15 protein-coding genes are annotated in these 17,782 nt (G+C 38.2%); 6 read left to right on the forward strand and 9 right to left on the reverse strand.

The window, feature by feature from the left end:
• Positions 1-608: 608 nt before the first annotated feature.
• Positions 609-2,567, forward strand: coding sequence for a DNA topoisomerase (ATP-hydrolyzing) subunit B (gyrB, locus tag J7E57_RS24665; protein ID WP_215125839.1), 1,959 nt, complete (start codon positions 609-611; stop codon positions 2,565-2,567).
• 405 nt (positions 2,568-2,972) lie between these two features.
• On the forward strand, positions 2,973-3,320 hold the full coding sequence (locus tag J7E57_RS24670) for a hypothetical protein (RefSeq protein WP_215125838.1): 348 nt from the start codon (positions 2,973-2,975) through the stop codon (positions 3,318-3,320).
• A gap of 145 nt (positions 3,321-3,465) precedes the next feature.
• On the opposite strand, the gene J7E57_RS24675 is transcribed toward J7E57_RS24670, so the two are convergent.
• The 9 genes from J7E57_RS24675 to mdh form a co-directional block, all read right to left on the reverse strand.
• The gene (locus J7E57_RS24675) at positions 3,466-4,392 is read right to left on the reverse strand and encodes a bestrophin family protein (protein WP_057932456.1); all 927 of its coding nucleotides are present in this window, start codon (positions 4,390-4,392) and stop codon (positions 3,466-3,468) included.
• Positions 4,393-4,416: 24 nt separating this feature from the next.
• On the reverse strand, positions 4,417-4,914 hold the full coding sequence (locus J7E57_RS24680; protein ID WP_215125837.1) for a hypothetical protein: 498 nt from the start codon (positions 4,912-4,914) through the stop codon (positions 4,417-4,419).
• Positions 4,915-5,137: 223 nt separating this feature from the next.
• Positions 5,138-6,490: a sensor histidine kinase gene (locus tag J7E57_RS24685; protein WP_215125836.1), complete on the reverse strand. Its 1,353-nt coding sequence runs from the start codon at positions 6,488-6,490 to the stop codon at positions 5,138-5,140.
• On the reverse strand, positions 6,491-7,168 hold the full coding sequence (locus J7E57_RS24690) for a response regulator transcription factor (RefSeq protein ID WP_215125835.1): 678 nt from the start codon (positions 7,166-7,168) through the stop codon (positions 6,491-6,493).
• A 197-nt stretch (positions 7,169-7,365) separates the two neighbouring features.
• The gene (locus tag J7E57_RS24695) at positions 7,366-7,902 is read right to left on the reverse strand and encodes an SRPBCC family protein (protein ID WP_215125834.1); all 537 of its coding nucleotides are present in this window, start codon (positions 7,900-7,902) and stop codon (positions 7,366-7,368) included.
• A 63-nt stretch (positions 7,903-7,965) separates the two neighbouring features.
• Complete coding sequence (locus tag J7E57_RS24700; RefSeq protein WP_215125833.1) at positions 7,966-8,361, reverse strand: group III truncated hemoglobin; 396 nt, start codon at positions 8,359-8,361, stop codon at positions 7,966-7,968.
• The gene (locus J7E57_RS24705) at positions 8,342-8,785 is read right to left on the reverse strand and encodes a hypothetical protein (protein ID WP_215125832.1); all 444 of its coding nucleotides are present in this window, start codon (positions 8,783-8,785) and stop codon (positions 8,342-8,344) included. Before J7E57_RS24705 ends, J7E57_RS24700 begins: the two co-directional genes overlap by 20 nt.
• Positions 8,786-8,849: 64 nt before the next feature.
• Entirely contained in the window at positions 8,850-9,275 is a 426-nt protein-coding gene (locus J7E57_RS24710; RefSeq protein ID WP_215125831.1) for an aspartyl protease family protein, read from the reverse strand.
• Between the two features lie 243 nt (positions 9,276-9,518).
• Complete coding sequence (gene mdh, locus J7E57_RS24715) at positions 9,519-10,457, reverse strand: malate dehydrogenase (protein ID WP_215125830.1); 939 nt, start codon at positions 10,455-10,457, stop codon at positions 9,519-9,521.
• Positions 10,458-10,552: 95 nt separating this feature from the next.
• On the opposite strand from mdh, the gene J7E57_RS24720 reads away from it, so the two are divergent.
• The 4 genes from J7E57_RS24720 (at position 10,553) to J7E57_RS24735 (ending at position 17,757) form a co-directional block, all read left to right on the forward strand.
• A complete protein-coding gene (locus J7E57_RS24720) occupies positions 10,553-10,783 on the forward strand; it encodes a lipocalin family protein (protein ID WP_215125829.1) in 231 nt (76 codons plus the stop codon).
• A gap of 676 nt (positions 10,784-11,459) precedes the next feature.
• The gene (gene dnaE, locus J7E57_RS24725; protein ID WP_215125828.1) at positions 11,460-15,893 is read left to right on the forward strand and encodes a DNA polymerase III subunit alpha; all 4,434 of its coding nucleotides are present in this window, start codon (positions 11,460-11,462) and stop codon (positions 15,891-15,893) included.
• 177 nt (positions 15,894-16,070) lie between these two features.
• The gene (gene trxA, locus J7E57_RS24730) at positions 16,071-16,391 is read left to right on the forward strand and encodes a thioredoxin (protein WP_029275428.1); all 321 of its coding nucleotides are present in this window, start codon (positions 16,071-16,073) and stop codon (positions 16,389-16,391) included.
• 127 nt (positions 16,392-16,518) lie between these two features.
• Entirely contained in the window at positions 16,519-17,757 is a 1,239-nt protein-coding gene (locus J7E57_RS24735) for a PQQ-dependent sugar dehydrogenase (protein WP_215125827.1), read from the forward strand.
• Positions 17,758-17,782 lie beyond the last annotated feature (25 nt).

Consider the following 17,782-nt stretch of genomic DNA (forward strand, 5'->3'; position numbering starts at 1 on the left):
CTGGAACGGGTTGTCGGATTAGAAATGTTAACTCTTAATGTTCATGGGAGACTTGAAAATGAGGCATGAGGCGTTCCTCTGGAACGGGTTGTCGGATTAGAAATGTTAACTCTTAATGTTCATGGGAGACTTGAAAATGAGGCATGAGGCGTTCCTCTGGAACGGGTTGTCGGATTAGAAATGTTAACTCTTAATGTTCATGGGAGACTTGAAAATGAGGTATGAGGCGTTCCTCTGGAACGGGTTGTCGGATTAGAAATGTTAACTCTTAGCGTCCCCTTAGGGACGTTTCGTGGGTAGCCAATTGAATAATTGGCGTTTTCGTTCCGTCGGAACGTTTGGTGGGCTGGTGCGATAATCCTATAATATTTGCAGGTTGTGGCCACCTAAACCCGATTGAAATGGAAAGCTCCCGCTTCTTCTACGGGACTTATAATGGAAAGCGGGAAGAGGCATGGATTGGAATGCTGGTTTTGCTTTCCAAAACCTGATTTAAACCTGTTTTAATCGCTTTAACTGTAATCTCTTAACAGCTCAAAATTTATCCACATATTAGTTTAAATGCCAAAATTTCCGTATTTTTGATACTTATTGTTTTTAATTAAAATATGAGCGAAGAACAGGATTTAAAGTCAAATTATTCGGCAGATAATATACAGGTTTTAGAAGGTTTAGAAGCGGTGCGTAAGCGCCCTTCAATGTATATAGGTGATACTGGTGTAAAAGGTTTACACCATTTGGTTTACGAGGTTGTAGATAACTCAATTGATGAGGCTTTGGCCGGTCATGCTGATACAATCGACGTTAGAATTTTAGAGGGTAACTCCATCAGGGTTGAAGATAACGGTCGTGGTATTCCAACCGGGATCAATACAAAAGAAAATAAATCGGCGCTTGAAATCGTAATGACGGTTTTACACGCAGGTGGTAAATTTGATAAAGATACCTACAAGGTTTCTGGTGGTTTGCACGGTGTTGGGGTAAGTTGCGTTAACGCCTTATCTACACATTTAAAAGCCGAAGTTCACCGTGAAGGTAAAATATGGATGCAGGAATACAATATCGGTAAACCTTTATACGATGTTAAAGAAGTTGGTGTTACCGATAAGCGCGGTACGATTGTAACTTTCAGCCCTGATGCAACCATTTTTACACAGACAACTGAATACAAGTACGATACTTTAGCTGCTCGTTTGCGCGAATTGGCTTTCTTGAATAAAGGAATTAAATTAACCTTAACAGATGAGCGTGAAACTTTAGAAGATGGAACATTCTTATCAGAAGTTTTTCAATCTGAAGGTGGCTTAAAAGAGTTTGTTACATTTTTGGATGGAACACGTGCATCTTTTTTGCCAGAACCGATTTATATCGATGGTATTAAAAATGGTGTTCCGGTTGAGTTGGCTTTTCAATACAACGATAGCTACTCAGAAAATGTGCACTCGTATGTAAACAACATCAACACACATGAAGGAGGTACACACATTGCAGGTTTTCGTAGAGGTTTAACACGTACGCTGAAAAGTTACGCCGATAAATCTGGCTTATTGAAAAACCTGAAAATGGAAATCACTGGTGATGACTTTAGAGAAGGTTTAACAGCTGTGGTTTCTGTTAAGGTACAAGAACCTCAATTTGAAGGCCAAACCAAAACCAAATTGGGTAATACCGAGGTAATGGGTGCGGTTGATATTGCTGTTGGCGAAGCTTTAGGGGCTTATTTGGAAGAAAATCCGAAAGAGGCTAAAATGATCGTTAACAAAGTGATCTTAGCTGCTACAGCCCGTGCTGCAGCACGTAAGGCGCGTGAGATGGTTCAACGTAAGAGTGTAATGGGTGGTTCTGGTTTACCAGGTAAACTTGCCGATTGCTCAGACAGTGATCCTGAAAAATGTGAAATTTATCTGGTAGAGGGTGACTCGGCGGGTGGTACCGCTAAACAAGGTCGTGATCGAAACATTCAGGCTATTTTACCGTTAAAAGGTAAAATCTTGAATGTAGAAAAAGCGATGGAGCACAAAATCTATGAGAACGACGAGATCAAAAATATGTTTACCGCTATCGGGGTGAGTATTGGTACACCAGAAGATGATAAAGCATTAAACATGACCAAATTACGTTACCACAAAATCGTAATTATGACGGATGCGGATATTGATGGTTCTCACATTACCACTTTGATTTTAACATTCTTCTACCGTTATATGAGGGCATTAATCGAAGCAGGTTATGTTTACATTGCATCGCCACCGCTTTACCAGGTTAAAAAAGGTAAAGATTTCGAATATTGCTGGAATGATGTACAACGCGATGCAGCTGTACAACGTATTAAAGGTAATGGTAAAGAAGACAGCGTACACATTCAACGTTACAAAGGTTTAGGTGAGATGAACGCAGAACAACTTTGGGATACTACTTTAAACCCAGCTACACGTACTTTATTACAGGCTACTATTGAAAGTGCTGCAGAATGCGATCACACTTTCTCTATGTTAATGGGCGATGAAGTTGCTCCACGTAGAGAGTTTATTGAGCGTAATGCAAAATATGCGAAAATTGATGCTTAATTGAGCTGAAAGCTCAAAGAAAAAGCTGATAGCGAAATAAATGAACCCTTTTCAAGATTAAACTTGGAGAGGGTTTTTTGTTGGATCGTGGTGTAAAATGTTACCATTTTACACCATATTGAATTTTTCTAATTTGGATGAATTTAATAGTCATAAATCAGATGAAAACAGCTGACCTCGCCCGAAAATACGTTATTAATTTATTGCTATATTATGAATGTGTCGCTTTTTATTTTGTAAATTTATTTACACACAAATAAAATCAAAATGAAAAAAACAGTAATTATTTTACTGCTATTATCGGGCTCGATAATAGTTAGTGCGCAATCACAGCGTAAAAGTCAAAAGATGCGTCCAGCGACTCAATTGTTGAAATTGAAGGTTATCCCTAAGCTAAAATCTTCAATGGATTGTAAGACCTCAATAGCAATGCATCCCTATGTTACACATTCAGCTTTTAGTAGCCCAGGACATATTTCTACCATTGTTAATGCCAATGGAACTCATTCAACTGTGGTGAATAACTGGAACATGGCAACAATAGTTAATCCGGATGGCACGCATTCAACGGTCATCAAAAACGGCAACACATCTACTATTGTTAATCCAAACGGTTCACATTCTACTGTGATCAATAATGGGAGTACATCTGTTATTGTAAATCCTAACGGAACACATTCTACTGTAATTAATAATGGAAGCACATCAATAATTGTTAATCCAGATGGAACACACACTGTAGTTGTAAATTAATTTAGGAATATAAATACAAAGCCATTCTGTTTACGAATGGCTTTGTTTTACTATAAACCTTTCAAAACGATTGTGCTATCCAGTACAAGTACATTTTGATTAACTAACCATCTCAATGGATGAGATTATTTTATGGCAATGATGATTACAGAATGTAATATGACCCTACAGGTGCCAATTCGGTTTGAGGTTTGTCCTCGTATATTTTATTGTCATCCAGCATTTGGCACAAATCTCTTTCGATAGTTCGGCAAATTGTTGTTGTCGGGGTATCCGTAGGTTTATTTTCAAAAGGATCCTGAAGATGCACCGCCATTTTTTCTACCAATAGGAAGAAGGCAGCTATGGCAACCACTAATGGAACTTCCATGTAACCAAAGTATTCGATTAAGCCAAAAGGCAGTAACACGATGAATAGATGGATAGACATGTTAATGTATTTGCTATAAGTAACCGGAAAAACGGTGTTTTTTATTCTTTCCGATCCGCCCATGTGGTTGCATAAAGCTGTAATGGTTTTATCGATTTCTATTTGCTGATATTTATTGATCCAGCCTTCTTGCAACGCCTTTTTTAAGTCCATGGCGTGTAACTCCAATATCGTTGTAGTTACATTTTTACGTTTTTTAATAAAAGCGATTTCCTCTGCACATAAGTATTCTTCCAAACCTTTGCGTGGGTTAAAACCTCTTAGCGATTGACTTAAGGCATAACACCAGGCAATCTGCCTTTTTATAAAACGTTCTTTAAATGCCTCAACCTCATCTAAACCATAAGGATTTTCTACAAAAGATAATATTTGGCGCGACAGGGTTCTGGAATCGTTAACAATAGCACCCCAAAGAATTCTGGCTTCCCACCATCTATCGTAAGCCTGGTTAGACCGGAACGCCAATAGAAGTGAAATGATTGTTCCCAGTAGCGCTGGTACAGCTACAGGAATGGAAATGCGTGTAACATGAAAGTTTTCATACAATACCACAATACCTATGGAGTAGCCAATAACAAACAGGAGTTCTTTTTTGATCTTTCCGAATATATAAGTGAGCGGAATATTATTTCGTAACAGCATAGTATAAAGTTTAAAATGTGATAATTAAGCGTTTGCTTCTTGCAACTGTGTTTCGTGTATTTTTGTGTCAATTAAATTTTCGCTAGCATGAACAGTTAATGTATTTAATTGGATTACTTCGCAGCCTGCGCGTTCTGTTAATATTTTAGGGTCGATGCTATACTTGTTGATCGGCGTAAAATCGTATTCTTTCAAGTAGGCAATGCGTTCTACGTCAAAAGCTTCGATAAAGTTTTTGAAAGCGGCTACTGTACTTCCGTAAAAATATTCGATTCCAATGGCATTGATCTGACTAGGGTATTTTGCCTTGGCCTGATTTATCTGCTGATAAAATTCGTCGCTAACATTTTCGTAATCGCGGCTGCGGCGACTCAACATTAACATATCGGTTATAGAATCCGATAATTTAAAGGCATGTACAAAAATGATGTTTAAGGTTTCATTTTTTTGATGTTGAATAAGTGCATCAATAATTTTAATGCTTTCTAATTTAAAGTCGGTTGGTACTAATACTGTTTTCATCGCTATATCTTGTTTAAATGAATTGAAAAATTATTTATACAAGTTTAGCATGATGTTATTATAGCGAAATAAGAGTAAGATTAGAATGAGATTAGAGTGTACTCCCTTTTGGAGTGACAGTAAATTTGGTTAACTGTATGAACTGGTTAATCGGTTAATTGTACCATTAGACTAGTAACAGTTAACCAGTTTAACGATTTAAACAATTAACCATTAAAACGGATTAACTTTTCGTCGGCAATAAAACCTTAATCTCAGTGCCAACCCCTTCCTGCGATTTAATAGCAATACTACCTCGGTGTAAACGGATAATATTTAATGAAAGTGGTAAGCCAACGCCATATCCCTTAAAATCATTGGTGTTAGATGCACGATAAAAAGGTTCGAATATATGCTGTATATCTGTTTGCGGTATTCCGATTCCCCTATCTGTTACAGCAATTGAGAGCATATTGGCATTGCTTTCGATACTAATGCTTACCAGATTCTCATTTGAGTATTTACAGGCATTGTTTACAATATTGCTGATGGCAAGCTTAATCAGGTTTTTGTTTACCCGCAGGGTTAGTAATTCCTCATCATCGGGAAGTTTGGTAAAGTCGATTTCTATTTTACTGTTGGGATGTACCTGGTTAACTGATTCTTTAATTTCCCATAACAATTCGTCCATCCGTACCTCTTCCCAGGGTTGGTTTTTTCCATTAAAGCCAGATTGTGCCAGACCCAGTAAACTGGTTAAGATATGCTCTAATCTTTCTGCCTCGTCTTTAATTTTAGATAAGGCTTTGTGTTGTTTAGGGTTATCCTCAACAGTTTTCATCGCTAGTTCAACCTCGCCACTAATAATAGTTAAGGGTGTTCTTAATTCGTGCGAAGCATTGCTGATAAAATTATTTTGTGTTTCGAAAGCCGTTTCTAAACGGTTAAGCATATTGTTAAAGGTTTGGGCCAACTGCGACATTTCATCGTTGCTTTCTTTTACATCCAGTCTTAAGTGCAAATTTTCTGCTTTTATCTTTTTTACGCTCTTAATTATATTTCTTAGGGGCATTAACATGTAATTAGAAAATTTCCAGCCAACTACAAAAGATAAAACAACAGAAAGGAAAAAACCAATAATCAGGATTCTTTGCAGGTCTTTTAGCTCCCGAAAGCCGAAAGGATCATTTGCAGAAACAATCACTATATATCCTTTATGTGGATTTTTAAAGAATTTTCCAGCGTAAAAGTGATTCTCAACACGATAGCGTGCTACATATCCGGCATTTATGCGGTTATAAAAACTAGCTGGTAGCTCTCGGTCCAATTTATTGGTTGGTTTTCCAGCTTCAATGATATACTCTTTTTCTGAAGGCAGTCGCTCAAGGTATTGGTTACGCATTTTAGCGTAAACCTTATTGTTTTCGTCTTCGTACAATTTAATCTGGGCAGCAATATTAACCCTAGCCTCTAAACGTTTATAAAAATCTTCAAAGGCGAAGTCGTTAGAAAAATACCAAACAAAACCACTTAATAAGGAGATAATAATTGCCGATAAAATGGCGAAAAGTAAAGTGATTTTCTTGGCTATCTCCATTTATTTTTCTTTTAATATGTAACCCAAGCCTACCACAGTGTGAATGAGTTTCTGATCGGAATTTTTATCTATTTTTTTGCGAAGATAATTAACATAAACATCAACCACATTGGTGCCAAGGTTAAAATCGATATCCCAAACGTTTTCTAAAATGTCTATTCGCGATAAAATTTTTGATTTGTTTTTGGCCATATACTCGATCAGCCGATATTCTGTTGCCGTAAGTATAATTTCCTGTTGGTTTCGTTTTACCGTTTTTGCACTTAAATTAATCTGGAGGTCTGCTATGGAGATAATCTGATCTTGCGAAACCACACCATGATATCGCCTCAACAGCATTCTGATCCTGGCAAAAAGTTCAGCAAATTTAAATGGCTTTATTAAATAATCATCTGCACCATTATCCAGTCCGTTTACCACATTTTCGGTAGTACCTAAAGCCGTAAGCATAATAATAGGCGTGTTTGGTTTTTGTTCTTTAATGATTTTACAGAGTTCCAAACCATTTATTCCAGGTAGCATAATATCGAGGATAATCAGATCGAACTGATTTTCTATAGCCATCTGTTTCCCGATTAAACCATCAGGAGCTATACTCACGGTAAATCCCTCATCGGTTAAACCCCTCGAAATTACAGATACAACGCTCGGTTCATCTTCTACAAGTAATAAATTCATTTTGCTGGCAAGTAATCTAAAAAATAGGGAATTACAAAATATTAATGACCGGTTAGCTGATTTTTAATGCTTTTTTAACGCAGAGCCGACACAATTGTTTGAATTATCGGAAATTGAATCATAAAAAAGCCTCTCAAATGAGAGGCAATAAATAATTTTTAAGTGGTCTTCGACTACGCTCAGACTGATACAGTGATTTAGATTCCTTTTTCTGATTTTTCTTTCAGGGATTTAAGTCCGTTTTCAAAATCTTTGCCGATCATTTTATCCATGCTCACAAACACACACATCCATTTACTGATCAGATTATTTTCTCCACTCATACTCCAGGTTACCTTATTGCTACTTCCCTCAGGTTGAATGTCGAATTTTGTATCTGCTAAACTTTCAAAAGGCTCAATAAATTTTAATTCGATATCTACCTGTTTGTTAGGTGCTACACTTTTTATCTTCATATAGCCGCTTCCTGTTTCCTTACCTTTCCATTCATACAAATGACCAGGCTCGCCCGCAATGCCAGCGTATGTGGTTTTTGCTGAAGGTTCCATTTTTGCCCATGGATTCCATTTGTAGAATTCTTTAAAGTCGGCCACATTCTTGTAAATTACGCTGTCTGGAGCATTAATTACAGTAGACCTGCTCACTGTATAACTTTTAGGCAAAAAGAAGCCACCCACAATAATGATTATTGCCAATACGACAATAATACCAAGTAAGATTTTGAGGAATTTCATAATTTGATTTAGTTTGGTTAACTAAATTTATAAAGAAAGCGGTTTAAATCAAAGTAAAATTCACTAAACAATTTTGATCTTCGATTGAGGTGAATTTATTTTAAAATGCATTAAATCAGCAATAGATTGTGCTTTTTGTTTAATCAGATCTGCATTTTCTCCTACAAAAAGATCGTCGACAGTTTGGAAAAAGAGGTTTTTCCAGGTTTCAAATGCTTCAGTTTGCAGGGGTGTTTGTTCATTCAAAGCAAAATGGGTAAGCATGGGGTTGCCTTTGTAAATTGCTTTTCCGAAAAGTATACTTTCCCAGAAATCGTACATTTTTGGCAAATGGTGCGACCAGTCTACTTTTGCAACATCGGTAAATATTGGACCTATCTGTTTGTTAAGCGCAACATTTTTATAAAACGTATCCACTAAAACGATAATATCTTCTCTATTATGAATATCTTTTTTCATGGTGAAGTGATTTTAAACTTACAAAACCCAGAACAATTAACGATAGGAATTTGATGATGTCGGCAATGATGTACACAATATGATGATAACTTTTAGCTGGTGCGTTGCCTGCCAAAACCAGTTTTGCCCTCTCATCGAGTATTGGCAATAGCCAAAAAGTATCAAGCATTAAAAGAATGGTAACTGAGAAAAGTAAAATACTCTGAAAGTTTTTTAAAGGTGCGGGTAGGGAGCAGGCTAAAATAATAATCAGCAATACGATCTCTATTTTATTGAGGGCCTGAAAAACCAATTGGCCTATACCTAAGCCTAGTGGAATTGTAATTCCTGGGGCCTGGAATTTTAATGGAGCTTCCAAAAAACTAATTCCACCGATTAAACCTGCCCAGAAAATGACACAAAAGATTGTAATTAACTTTTTCATCAGGTTCAAATATCATTTAAAAAAGTTTAATAAAAATGATTAAAGTCATAAAGTAAAATTACATTTATCTATAAAGCCTAAGGATCATCTTTTTGTAATCAATAACGGCTTTATATTCCATTAAGATATCTCCGCCAATAATACTCATAATAGGCGGGTGACCAAACTGTTGGTAGGTTTCGCTAACCGATTGCAGGTCAAAAGCCACGGTTTCGTAGTTTTTGACCTTTAACGGGCCGATTTTTAGTTCAGGAATGGTAGCCTGGATGGTAGTGGTGGTGGTAAAAAGAGTAGCTGCATTAATTTCGTCAGATACCTGCAGGGTTTCTGATAGGTGTTGCTCAATCAACGATTTATCAAATACACTCCGTGAGGCACCAGTATCTAAAACTGCAAAATGTTTTTCTTTAAAAACAATAACTTCCACTAAAAGGTGGAAGCCGTCGTCCTGTAAGTTTATCAGTTTTAGTGGGATTGAAATTGATTTCATTGTTTATTGATGTTGTACTGAGGAAGAAAGCAGCTTGTAGTTGTCAATTACTGAATGGTTCTGTTAAAATTGCCAACAGGTAGTTAAAAATAGGTGGATGTAAAGAACGGTCGTCATTCTCGCGTAGGCGGGAACCTTAAAGCCTATTGCATTAAGATTCCCAATCGAGTTGGGAATGACGAACCGAGGAAACCTATCTTAGTAATTTAATGCTTTCGTTAAAGATTAATCTTCAGAATGGTCTTAAACCAACTTCATTTCTACCAGTACATTATTCATGTTCCTTACGGCATCGGCACTTTTGTTAAATGCCGCTTGCTCATCTTCGGTTAATTTAAAATCGATGATTTTTTCCCAGCCGCTGCGGCCAATAATTACGGGTACACCTAAACATATATCTTCCTGTCCGTATTCTCCTTCAAGAGAAACGCAGCAGGTAAACAGTTTCTTCTCATCACGTAAAATTGCTTCAACCAATGCAGCGCCCGCGGCACCTGGTGCATACCAGGCCGAAGTACCGATTAAGCCTGTTAAAGTAGCACCACCAACCATGGTATCGGCTGCAACTTTATCAAGCGTAGCTTTATCCAATAAATTACTAACCGGTAAACTTTGGTAGGTAGCTAAACGGGTTAAAGGAATCATAGTAGTATCGCCATGGCCGCCAATTACAAAGCCCTGTAAATCGTTAGGGTTGCAATTTAAAGCTTGCGATAAATAAAATTTGAAACGGGCGCTATCTAACGTTCCACCCATGCCGATAATGCGGTTTTTAGGTAGACCCAAAGATTTTAAGGCCAGGTAAGTCATCGTATCCATTGGGTTACTGATCACGATGAAGATGGCTTCTGGAGAGTATTTTAAAATATTTTCGGCAACACCTTTAACAATACCGGCATTAATGCCAATCAGTTCTTCGCGTGTCATCCCTGGTTTGCGGGGCAAGCCTGAGGTAATTACCACCACATCAGAACCAGCAGTTTTACTGTAATCGCCGGTTACGCCGGTAATTTTAGTGTCGAAACCCAAAAGGGTTGCGGTTTGCATCATGTCGATCGCTTTGCCTTCGGCAAAACCCTCTTTAATATCTAACAGGACAAGTTCGTTCGCTAATTCTTTGCGGGCAATATTATCTGCACAAGTAGCACCAACTGCACCTGCGCCAACAACCGTTACTTTCATATATTTTATTTTAATGGTTTGCGTATCGTTAAATATTAATCGAAGGTAGAAATAAATATAAGGTTTAAAAATCCTTTTCAAAACTTTATAATTTGATGATGGTTTACTTAATATGTTCCAAAGCAGAAGCATTAAAGCAATTGGATTATCGAACTGACCAATGCGATGATTATAGTTATGTAGCTGTAGGTCATCCTGATGAGAAATGCCTGTTTATTATGGTCTGCGAATCCAAAATGGAGGCAGATTTATTGGTGCATATTATAGAAATGTACAGGCAGAAAAGATATAATGTGACTGAATTGGTAAGTTTGGAACATTTTTAGCAGTTTTCAATTGGCGGTTTTCAGCTTAAGGTGATGCGATGATTTTTACCGTTATTTTAAGAGGTTGTATCATAAATATAGATTTGTCATCCTGAGCCTGTCGAAGGACTTATTAAATATTCTTTAAGGTGTTTCGACAGGCTCTCCGTAGGAGTCCTTTGGACAACATGATAGCATGTGGCTAAATTGTCTTTATGATACAATATCCTCAAAAGTACTTTATTTACAATCGATCAACCAATATGTTTTAGTTTGGAAAGCAATTGCAGCAGCATTGATGTTAATTCAATCCCGCCCCGCTTCTGCCGATGAAAAAAATCGGCATCTCGCTATGGTCGGGTTTAGGTGGCAGCCATTGTGCTATGATCTTTGGTAAATAAACCCGATTGCAGTGGTAGCTGCCGGCTTCACGCCGGCACTACAAACGGAAAGCGTGGCTGAAAAGCCCGATGAAAAACCGAACCACTCATTTCAAAAAAAAATAAAACGGTCAAAAAAGAACAGACTTGATAATGAGTTCGGGATTAATACTTTAAAAAAACCTATCAGGTTTTTAAAATCTGATAGGTTTGATCGTCATATTTTTGTTGATAAAATCTGACAAAACCACCTGTCAAAATTCTTATTTTTGAAGAACCGTTATTATTCTCAAACGGTTAATTCTTTACCGCACAATATGTACTTAATTTTTGATACTGAAACCACTGGTTTGCCACGTAATTATAACGCACCTATTACCGATACGGATAATTGGCCGCGTTGTATACAAATTGCATGGCAATTGCATGATGAGATGGGGAGATTGGTTGAACATCAGGACTATCTGGTTAAACCAGAGGGATTTAATATTCCGTACGATGCAGAAAGGATTCACGGGATTTCTACTGAACTGGCTGCCGAACAAGGTATTGGGTTTGAGGAAATGCTGGCCAAGTTTAATGAAGTATTAAACAAAGCTAAGTTTGTTGTAGGCCAGAATGTCGGCTTCGATGTGAACATTATGGGTTGTGAGTTTCACCGTTTTGGTGTGGCTAACCGTTTGGCAGAAATACCTGTATTAGATACCTGTACCGAAGTTACCGCCCAGCTTTTACAATTACCCGGCGGTAGGGGCGGAAGGTTTAAACTGCCAACCTTAACCGAGTTACATGCTTATTTGTTTGGTGTTCCTTTTAACGAGGCCCACAATGCAACTGCTGATGTGGAAGCAACCACGCGTTGTTTCTTAGAACTGGTAAAAAGAGAGGTTTTTAAAAAGGAAGAATTACAGGTTGACGTTGAATATTTTCCTCGTTTTAGAGAGGTAAACCCAGCTACGATTGAAGGAGTTGGTTTAAAACACATCAATTTAAAAGCTGCTTCTGATGAAATCCGCAAGCGTTTACAAAAAGCCGAAGGCGGAGGAATTTCCAAACAGGAACTTGCGGGGAATAAACAAGAGCTTGCAGCAGCAACTTTTGTGCATTTGCATAACCATACCCAGTTTTCGGTACTTCAAAGTACCATTAGTATTCCAGATTTGATAAAAGCTGCGGCAGCACAAAAAATGCAGGCGGTAGCCATGACCGATCATGCAAATATGATGGGGGCTTTCCATTTTGTAAACCATGTTTTAAATCATAACAAAGCTGCCGAAGCAAAAAATGCTGTCGCAATTGAGGCAGGCGAGCGCCCAACGGAAGTGGTAATGACACCGATTGTTGGGGTAGAATTTTTTGTTTGTGGCAATCATCTCGATCGGACAGCAAAAGATAATGGTTACCAGATGGTGTTGCTGGCGAAGAACAAAAAAGGCTATCACAATTTAGCTAAAATGTCTTCTATCGCTTATACCAAAGGTTTTTACTATGTGCCACGTATCGATAGGCAGGTGATTGAACAGTATAAAGATGATATTATCGTTTTATCCGGTAACCTTTCGGGGGAGATTTCTAATAAACTCTTAAACATGGGTGAGAGCCAGGCCGAAGAAGCTTTGATCTGGTGGAAAAACATGTTTGGCGATGATTTCTATGTAGAGGTAATGCGCCACAATCAAGAAGATGAAGACCGTGTAAACGAATCGTTGATTGCTTTGGCGCGCAAACACGAGGTTAAATTGGTAGCCACCAATAATACCTATTACATTAACAAAAAGGATGCGAATGCGCACGATATTTTGCTTTGTGTAAAAGATGGCGAAAAACAGGCGACACCAATTGGCCGTGGCCGCGGTTACCGTTATGGTTTGCCCAATCAAGAATATTATTTCAAATCTGGTGATGAAATGAAATCGCTTTTTGCCGATTTGCCTGAGGCGATTGTAAATATTAAAGAAATTGTAGATAAGATCGAAATCTACAAACTTGCCCGCGAAGTACTCTTACCTAAATTCGACATTCCTAACGAATTTTTGGTTGCTGAGGATGAAGCCGACGGTGGAAAACGCGGTGAGAATAAATTTTTACGGCACCTTACCTACGAGGGCGCCAAGAAACGTTATGGCGTATTAACCCCTGAAATTACTGAGCGATTAGATTTCGAATTGCAAACCATCGAGAAAACAGGTTATCCGGGTTATTTCCTAATTGTACAGGATTTTATTGCAGAAGCCCGCCGAAGAGATGTTTCTGTAGGCCCTGGCCGTGGTTCTGCAGCCGGATCGGTGGTTGCTTATTGTTTGTGGATCACGAATATAGATCCTATTAAGTACGATCTCCTTTTCGAGCGTTTCTTAAATCCCGATCGTGTATCCATGCCCGATATTGATATCGATTTTGATGATGAGGGCCGTGGCCGTGTAATGGAATACGTAATTAATAAATACGGTTCCAGCCAGGTGGCGCAGATTATCACTTACGGAACCATGGCTGCCAAATCTTCTATCCGCGATACAGCAAGGGTATTGGATTTACCACTTTTTGAAGCAGATAAGATTGCCAAGCTGATTCCAAACATGAAGCTCGCCAAAATCTTCACGCTGGATGAAAAAACCTTGAAAGAATCTTTGCGCCCTGATGAATATGAACGCGTTGTTGAATTGAAAAACCTTGGCGCATTAAAAGATTTGAGTGCCGAGACCATTCAACAGGCACAGATTTTAGAAGGCTCTTTACGGAACACCGGTATCCATGCTTGCGGGGTAATTATTACGCCAAGCGATATTACCAATTTCGTTCCTGTTTCTACTGCAAAAGATTCTGATTTATATGTTACCCAATTTGATAACTCGGTTGTAGAAAGCGCGGGTTTATTAAAGATGGACTTTTTGGGCTTAAAAACCCTTACCCTGATAAAAGATACTGTAAAACTGGTTAAAAAACGGTTTGGTATCGATCTCGATCCGGATACTTTTCCAATCGACGATGTATTAACCTATGAGCTTTTCCAGCGTGGTGAAACCATTGGGATTTTCCAATACGAGAGTCCTGGGATGCAGAAATACATGAAGGAACTAAAACCAACGGTTTTTGACGATTTAATTGCGATGAACGCATTATATCGCCCGGGACCAATGGAGTACATCCCGAGTTTCGTTCGTCGTAAAAATGGCGAAGAAGAAATTAAATACGATTTAGATGCCTGCGAAGAATATTTAAAGGAAACCTACGGAATTACCGTTTATCAGGAGCAGGTAATGCTTTTATCGCAGAAACTGGCTGGATTTACCAAAGGTGAGGCCGACGTACTGCGTAAGGCGATGGGTAAGAAACAGAAAGACGTTCTGGATAAAATGAAACCAAAGTTTGTGAAACAAGCGGCCGAGAAAGGTCATGATGCCACAACTCTGGAAAAAATATGGAAAGATTGGGAAGCATTTGCATCTTACGCTTTTAATAAATCGCACTCTACCTGTTATGCATGGATTGCCTATCAAACAGCCTACTTAAAGGCACATTATCCTGCTGAATATATGGCTGCTGTACTATCCAATAACATGAGCGATATTAAACAGGTAGCTTTCTTTATGGAAGAATGTCGCCAGATGAGTGTTACAGTATTAGGTCCAGATGTGAACGAATCCGATCTCAAATTCTCGGTAAATGCCAAAGGCGAAGTCCGTTTTGGAATGTCGGCAGTAAAAGGTGTGGGCGAAAAGGCGGTAGAAAGCATTATTGAAGAAAGATTAACTAACGGGCATTATAATAGTGTTTACGATTTTGCCAAAAGATCTAACACCCGTATCGTAAATAAAAAAGCTTACGAGAGTTTTGTATACAGTGGTGCTTTCGATGCTTTTGGAGGACACAGAGCACAGTATTTTTATATCGGCCCGAACGACAAAATGAATGGCATTGAAAAGATTATTAAATATGCCAACGATTTTCAGAATAATGAAAGTACGTCGCAAGCTTCCTTATTCGGAGGCTCTAAAGCCGATCTTATTTTAGAACCAAGTTTGCCAGTTTCGCCAGAATGGGCATTAATGGATAGGTTAAAATACGAGAAAGATGCTATTGGGATTTTCCTTTCTGGCCACCCTTTAGATAATTATAAACTCGAACTCGATAAATTCTGTACCCATGGCGTTAAACAGTTGAGTATCATCAATAAGGTACGTATGGGCGATAACAACGAAGAGGTTTTGGCTGAATTCGAAAAGCTGAAAAACCGTGAGCTCTGCGTAGGCGGACTTGTGGTAACCGCATCACAGCGGATTACCAAAACGGGTAAGCCATTTGGTACTTTTGTTTTTGAAGATTATGACGATGCAAGTGAAATGGCCTTGTTCGGAGAAGATTTTTTAAAATTTAAATCGTTTTTAACTGAAGGATATTTCTTGCAGATTAGAGGCAGGGTTGGTGAACGTTTCGGTAAAGCTGGAGATTGGGAGTTTAAAATCACCGCAATTAACTTGATGTCTGAATTGAGAGATAAATTAGCTAAAAGTTTAACTATCCAGGTGCCGATTGAGCGGGTTAACGACCAGCTGATGCGCGAGATTGAAGCCATATTAGCAGACAATAAGGCAAACTCCGAGCAACAAAACTGCCAACTTAACTTCGCTATTTTTGATCGGGAAAAGGAGATTATGTTGGATATGCCATCCAAAAATCTTAAAATAAATCCAAACAATAAGTTTTTAGAACAATTACTCGGGCTTAATGTTGTAAATTACAAGTTAAACTAAGGTGTAAGGCGGTCTTGAGGCGTCATACTGAATTTAATTTCAGCATCTTAAATGGTAGACCCTGAAACAAGTTCAGGGTGACGTGCGGATAAAAGAGTTTACCTAATGTCAAATTGACACTACAGATGGGTTGGCATTACAATTGAATACATATATTTGAACATAAAAAAAATAATTATGGCATTAGAAATCACAGATGCAAACTTCGAGGAGCTTGTATTAAAATCAGATAAACCCGTATTAGTAGATTTTTGGGCAGAATGGTGTGGCCCTTGTCGCATGGTTGGTCCAGTAGTAGAAGAAATCGCTAAAGAATATGATGGAAAAGCGGTAGTTGGAAAAGTAAACGTTGATAACAACCCTCAAATTTCAATGCAGTTTGGTATCCGTAACATCCCGGCTTTATTATACTTTAAAGATGGTCAGGTTGTTGACAAACAAGTTGGTGCTGTTCCAAAATCAGTATTAGCAGAAAAATTAAACAAGCAATTAGCCTAGTTTAAGCTTAAAGCAGAAAAACCAAAGCCTAAAGGCTTGTAACATATTTAAAACCCAAGTTCATTTGATGGATTTGGGTTTTTTATTGCAAACTTATTTTTGTTTCTTTAATAAAAAACTAACAATCATGTCTATTAACCTATTTAACAATAAAACTTTAGGTATTTTATTGGCAGGTTTAGCCCTAAACTGTGCAAATATTGCATGTGTATCGGCGCAGAACCCTGTTGAAACCAACGAACCATCAGCAGATTATAAGCCAGCATTTGCCGGGCAGACCCGAATTGGAGGAGTAAAAACCAAAACGCCTCTGGATATCACGATTATTAATGAAAAGTTAGAAAATCCTTGGGCCATTTCAGTTCTTCCAAACGGTGGTTTTTTAATTACACAAAAACAGGGTACAATGGTGATCCTTACTCCTGATGGGAAATTAAGCAAAAAGATAACCGGTTTACCTAAGGTAGATCCATCTGGCCAGGGAGGTTTATTAGATGTAACTTTAGATCCAAACTTTGCTAAAAACAGAATGATTTATTGGGCTTATTCAGAGCCACAGGATAAAGGTGTGTTACTGGCTATTGCCAAAGGTAAATTAGCAGCTAATGAAACTACAATAGAAAACCAAACCATTATTTACCGCGCTACGCCAGCTTACGGCGGTAAACTTCAATACGGTTCGAGAATTGTCTTCGATAAGAATGGTAATTTATTTGTAAGCACTGGCGAACGTTCTGGTAACGATATCAGAATTCAGGCACAATATTTAAATTCTTCTTTGGGTAAAATCTTACACCTTACCACTAATGGTAAAGCTGTGGCGAACGGACCATTTGCTGGCAAAGCAGATGCAAAACCAGAAATTTATGCCTATGGATTGCGAAATCCAGATGGTTTAGCCATTAATCCTTTAACCGGTGATTTATGGGAAGCCGAATTTGGTCCTAAAGGTGGCGATGAGGTGAATATTATTAAACCAGGCAAAAATTATGGCTGGCCAATTATTACCTACGGAACAGAATACAGTGGTAAAAAGGTAGGTGATGGTATTCAACAGAAAGATGGCATGGAGCAACCTATTTATTATTGGAACCCAAGTATTTCGCCTGGCTGTATTGCGTTTTATAACAGCAATAGTATCGCCGAATGGAAAGGAAATTTGTTTGTAGGTGGCTTGGGTGGTTCGCATATTATCAGATTGGTAATAAAAGATGATAAAATTGTTGGTGAAGAGCGATTACTGGAAGGTAAAGGCGAACGTTTCCGTGATATGGTAGAAGGTAAAGACGGGGCGCTTTATTCTGTAACCGATAATGGTCATTTGTTTAGAATAGCTAGAAGTAAGTTAAGTAATTATAAAATATAGATCCCGGATTCATTTATTGAGCTCG

This window comes from Pedobacter sp. ISL-64, from assembly GCF_018613605.1.
Classification (GTDB): Bacteria; Bacteroidota; Bacteroidia; order Sphingobacteriales; family Sphingobacteriaceae; genus Pedobacter.

What these genes read in the sequence shown, in the direction of transcription:
- gyrB (WP_215125839.1), top strand. Translation starts at nt 609, where the DNA reads ATGAGCGAAGAACAGGATTTAAAGTCAAATTATTCGGCAGATAATATA.
- J7E57_RS24670 (WP_215125838.1), top strand. Translation starts at nt 2,973, where the DNA reads ATGGATTGTAAGACCTCAATAGCAATGCATCCCTATGTTACACATTCA.
- J7E57_RS24675 (WP_057932456.1), bottom strand. Translation starts at nt 4,392, where the DNA reads ATGCTGTTACGAAATAATATTCCGCTCACTTATATATTCGGAAAGATC.
- J7E57_RS24680 (WP_215125837.1), bottom strand. Translation starts at nt 4,914, where the DNA reads ATGAAAACAGTATTAGTACCAACCGACTTTAAATTAGAAAGCATTAAA.
- J7E57_RS24685 (WP_215125836.1), bottom strand. Translation starts at nt 6,490, where the DNA reads ATGGAGATAGCCAAGAAAATCACTTTACTTTTCGCCATTTTATCGGCA.
- J7E57_RS24690 (WP_215125835.1), bottom strand. Translation starts at nt 7,168, where the DNA reads ATGAATTTATTACTTGTAGAAGATGAACCGAGCGTTGTATCTGTAATT.
- J7E57_RS24695 (WP_215125834.1), bottom strand. Translation starts at nt 7,902, where the DNA reads ATGAAATTCCTCAAAATCTTACTTGGTATTATTGTCGTATTGGCAATA.
- J7E57_RS24700 (WP_215125833.1), bottom strand. Translation starts at nt 8,361, where the DNA reads ATGAAAAAAGATATTCATAATAGAGAAGATATTATCGTTTTAGTGGAT.
- J7E57_RS24705 (WP_215125832.1), bottom strand. Translation starts at nt 8,785, where the DNA reads ATGAAAAAGTTAATTACAATCTTTTGTGTCATTTTCTGGGCAGGTTTA.
- J7E57_RS24710 (WP_215125831.1), bottom strand. Translation starts at nt 9,275, where the DNA reads ATGAAATCAATTTCAATCCCACTAAAACTGATAAACTTACAGGACGAC.
- mdh (WP_215125830.1), bottom strand. Translation starts at nt 10,457, where the DNA reads ATGAAAGTAACGGTTGTTGGCGCAGGTGCAGTTGGTGCTACTTGTGCA.
- J7E57_RS24720 (WP_215125829.1), top strand. Translation starts at nt 10,553, where the DNA reads ATGATGGTTTACTTAATATGTTCCAAAGCAGAAGCATTAAAGCAATTG.
- dnaE (WP_215125828.1), top strand. Translation starts at nt 11,460, where the DNA reads ATGTACTTAATTTTTGATACTGAAACCACTGGTTTGCCACGTAATTAT.
- trxA (WP_029275428.1), top strand. Translation starts at nt 16,071, where the DNA reads ATGGCATTAGAAATCACAGATGCAAACTTCGAGGAGCTTGTATTAAAA.
- J7E57_RS24735 (WP_215125827.1), top strand. Translation starts at nt 16,519, where the DNA reads ATGTCTATTAACCTATTTAACAATAAAACTTTAGGTATTTTATTGGCA.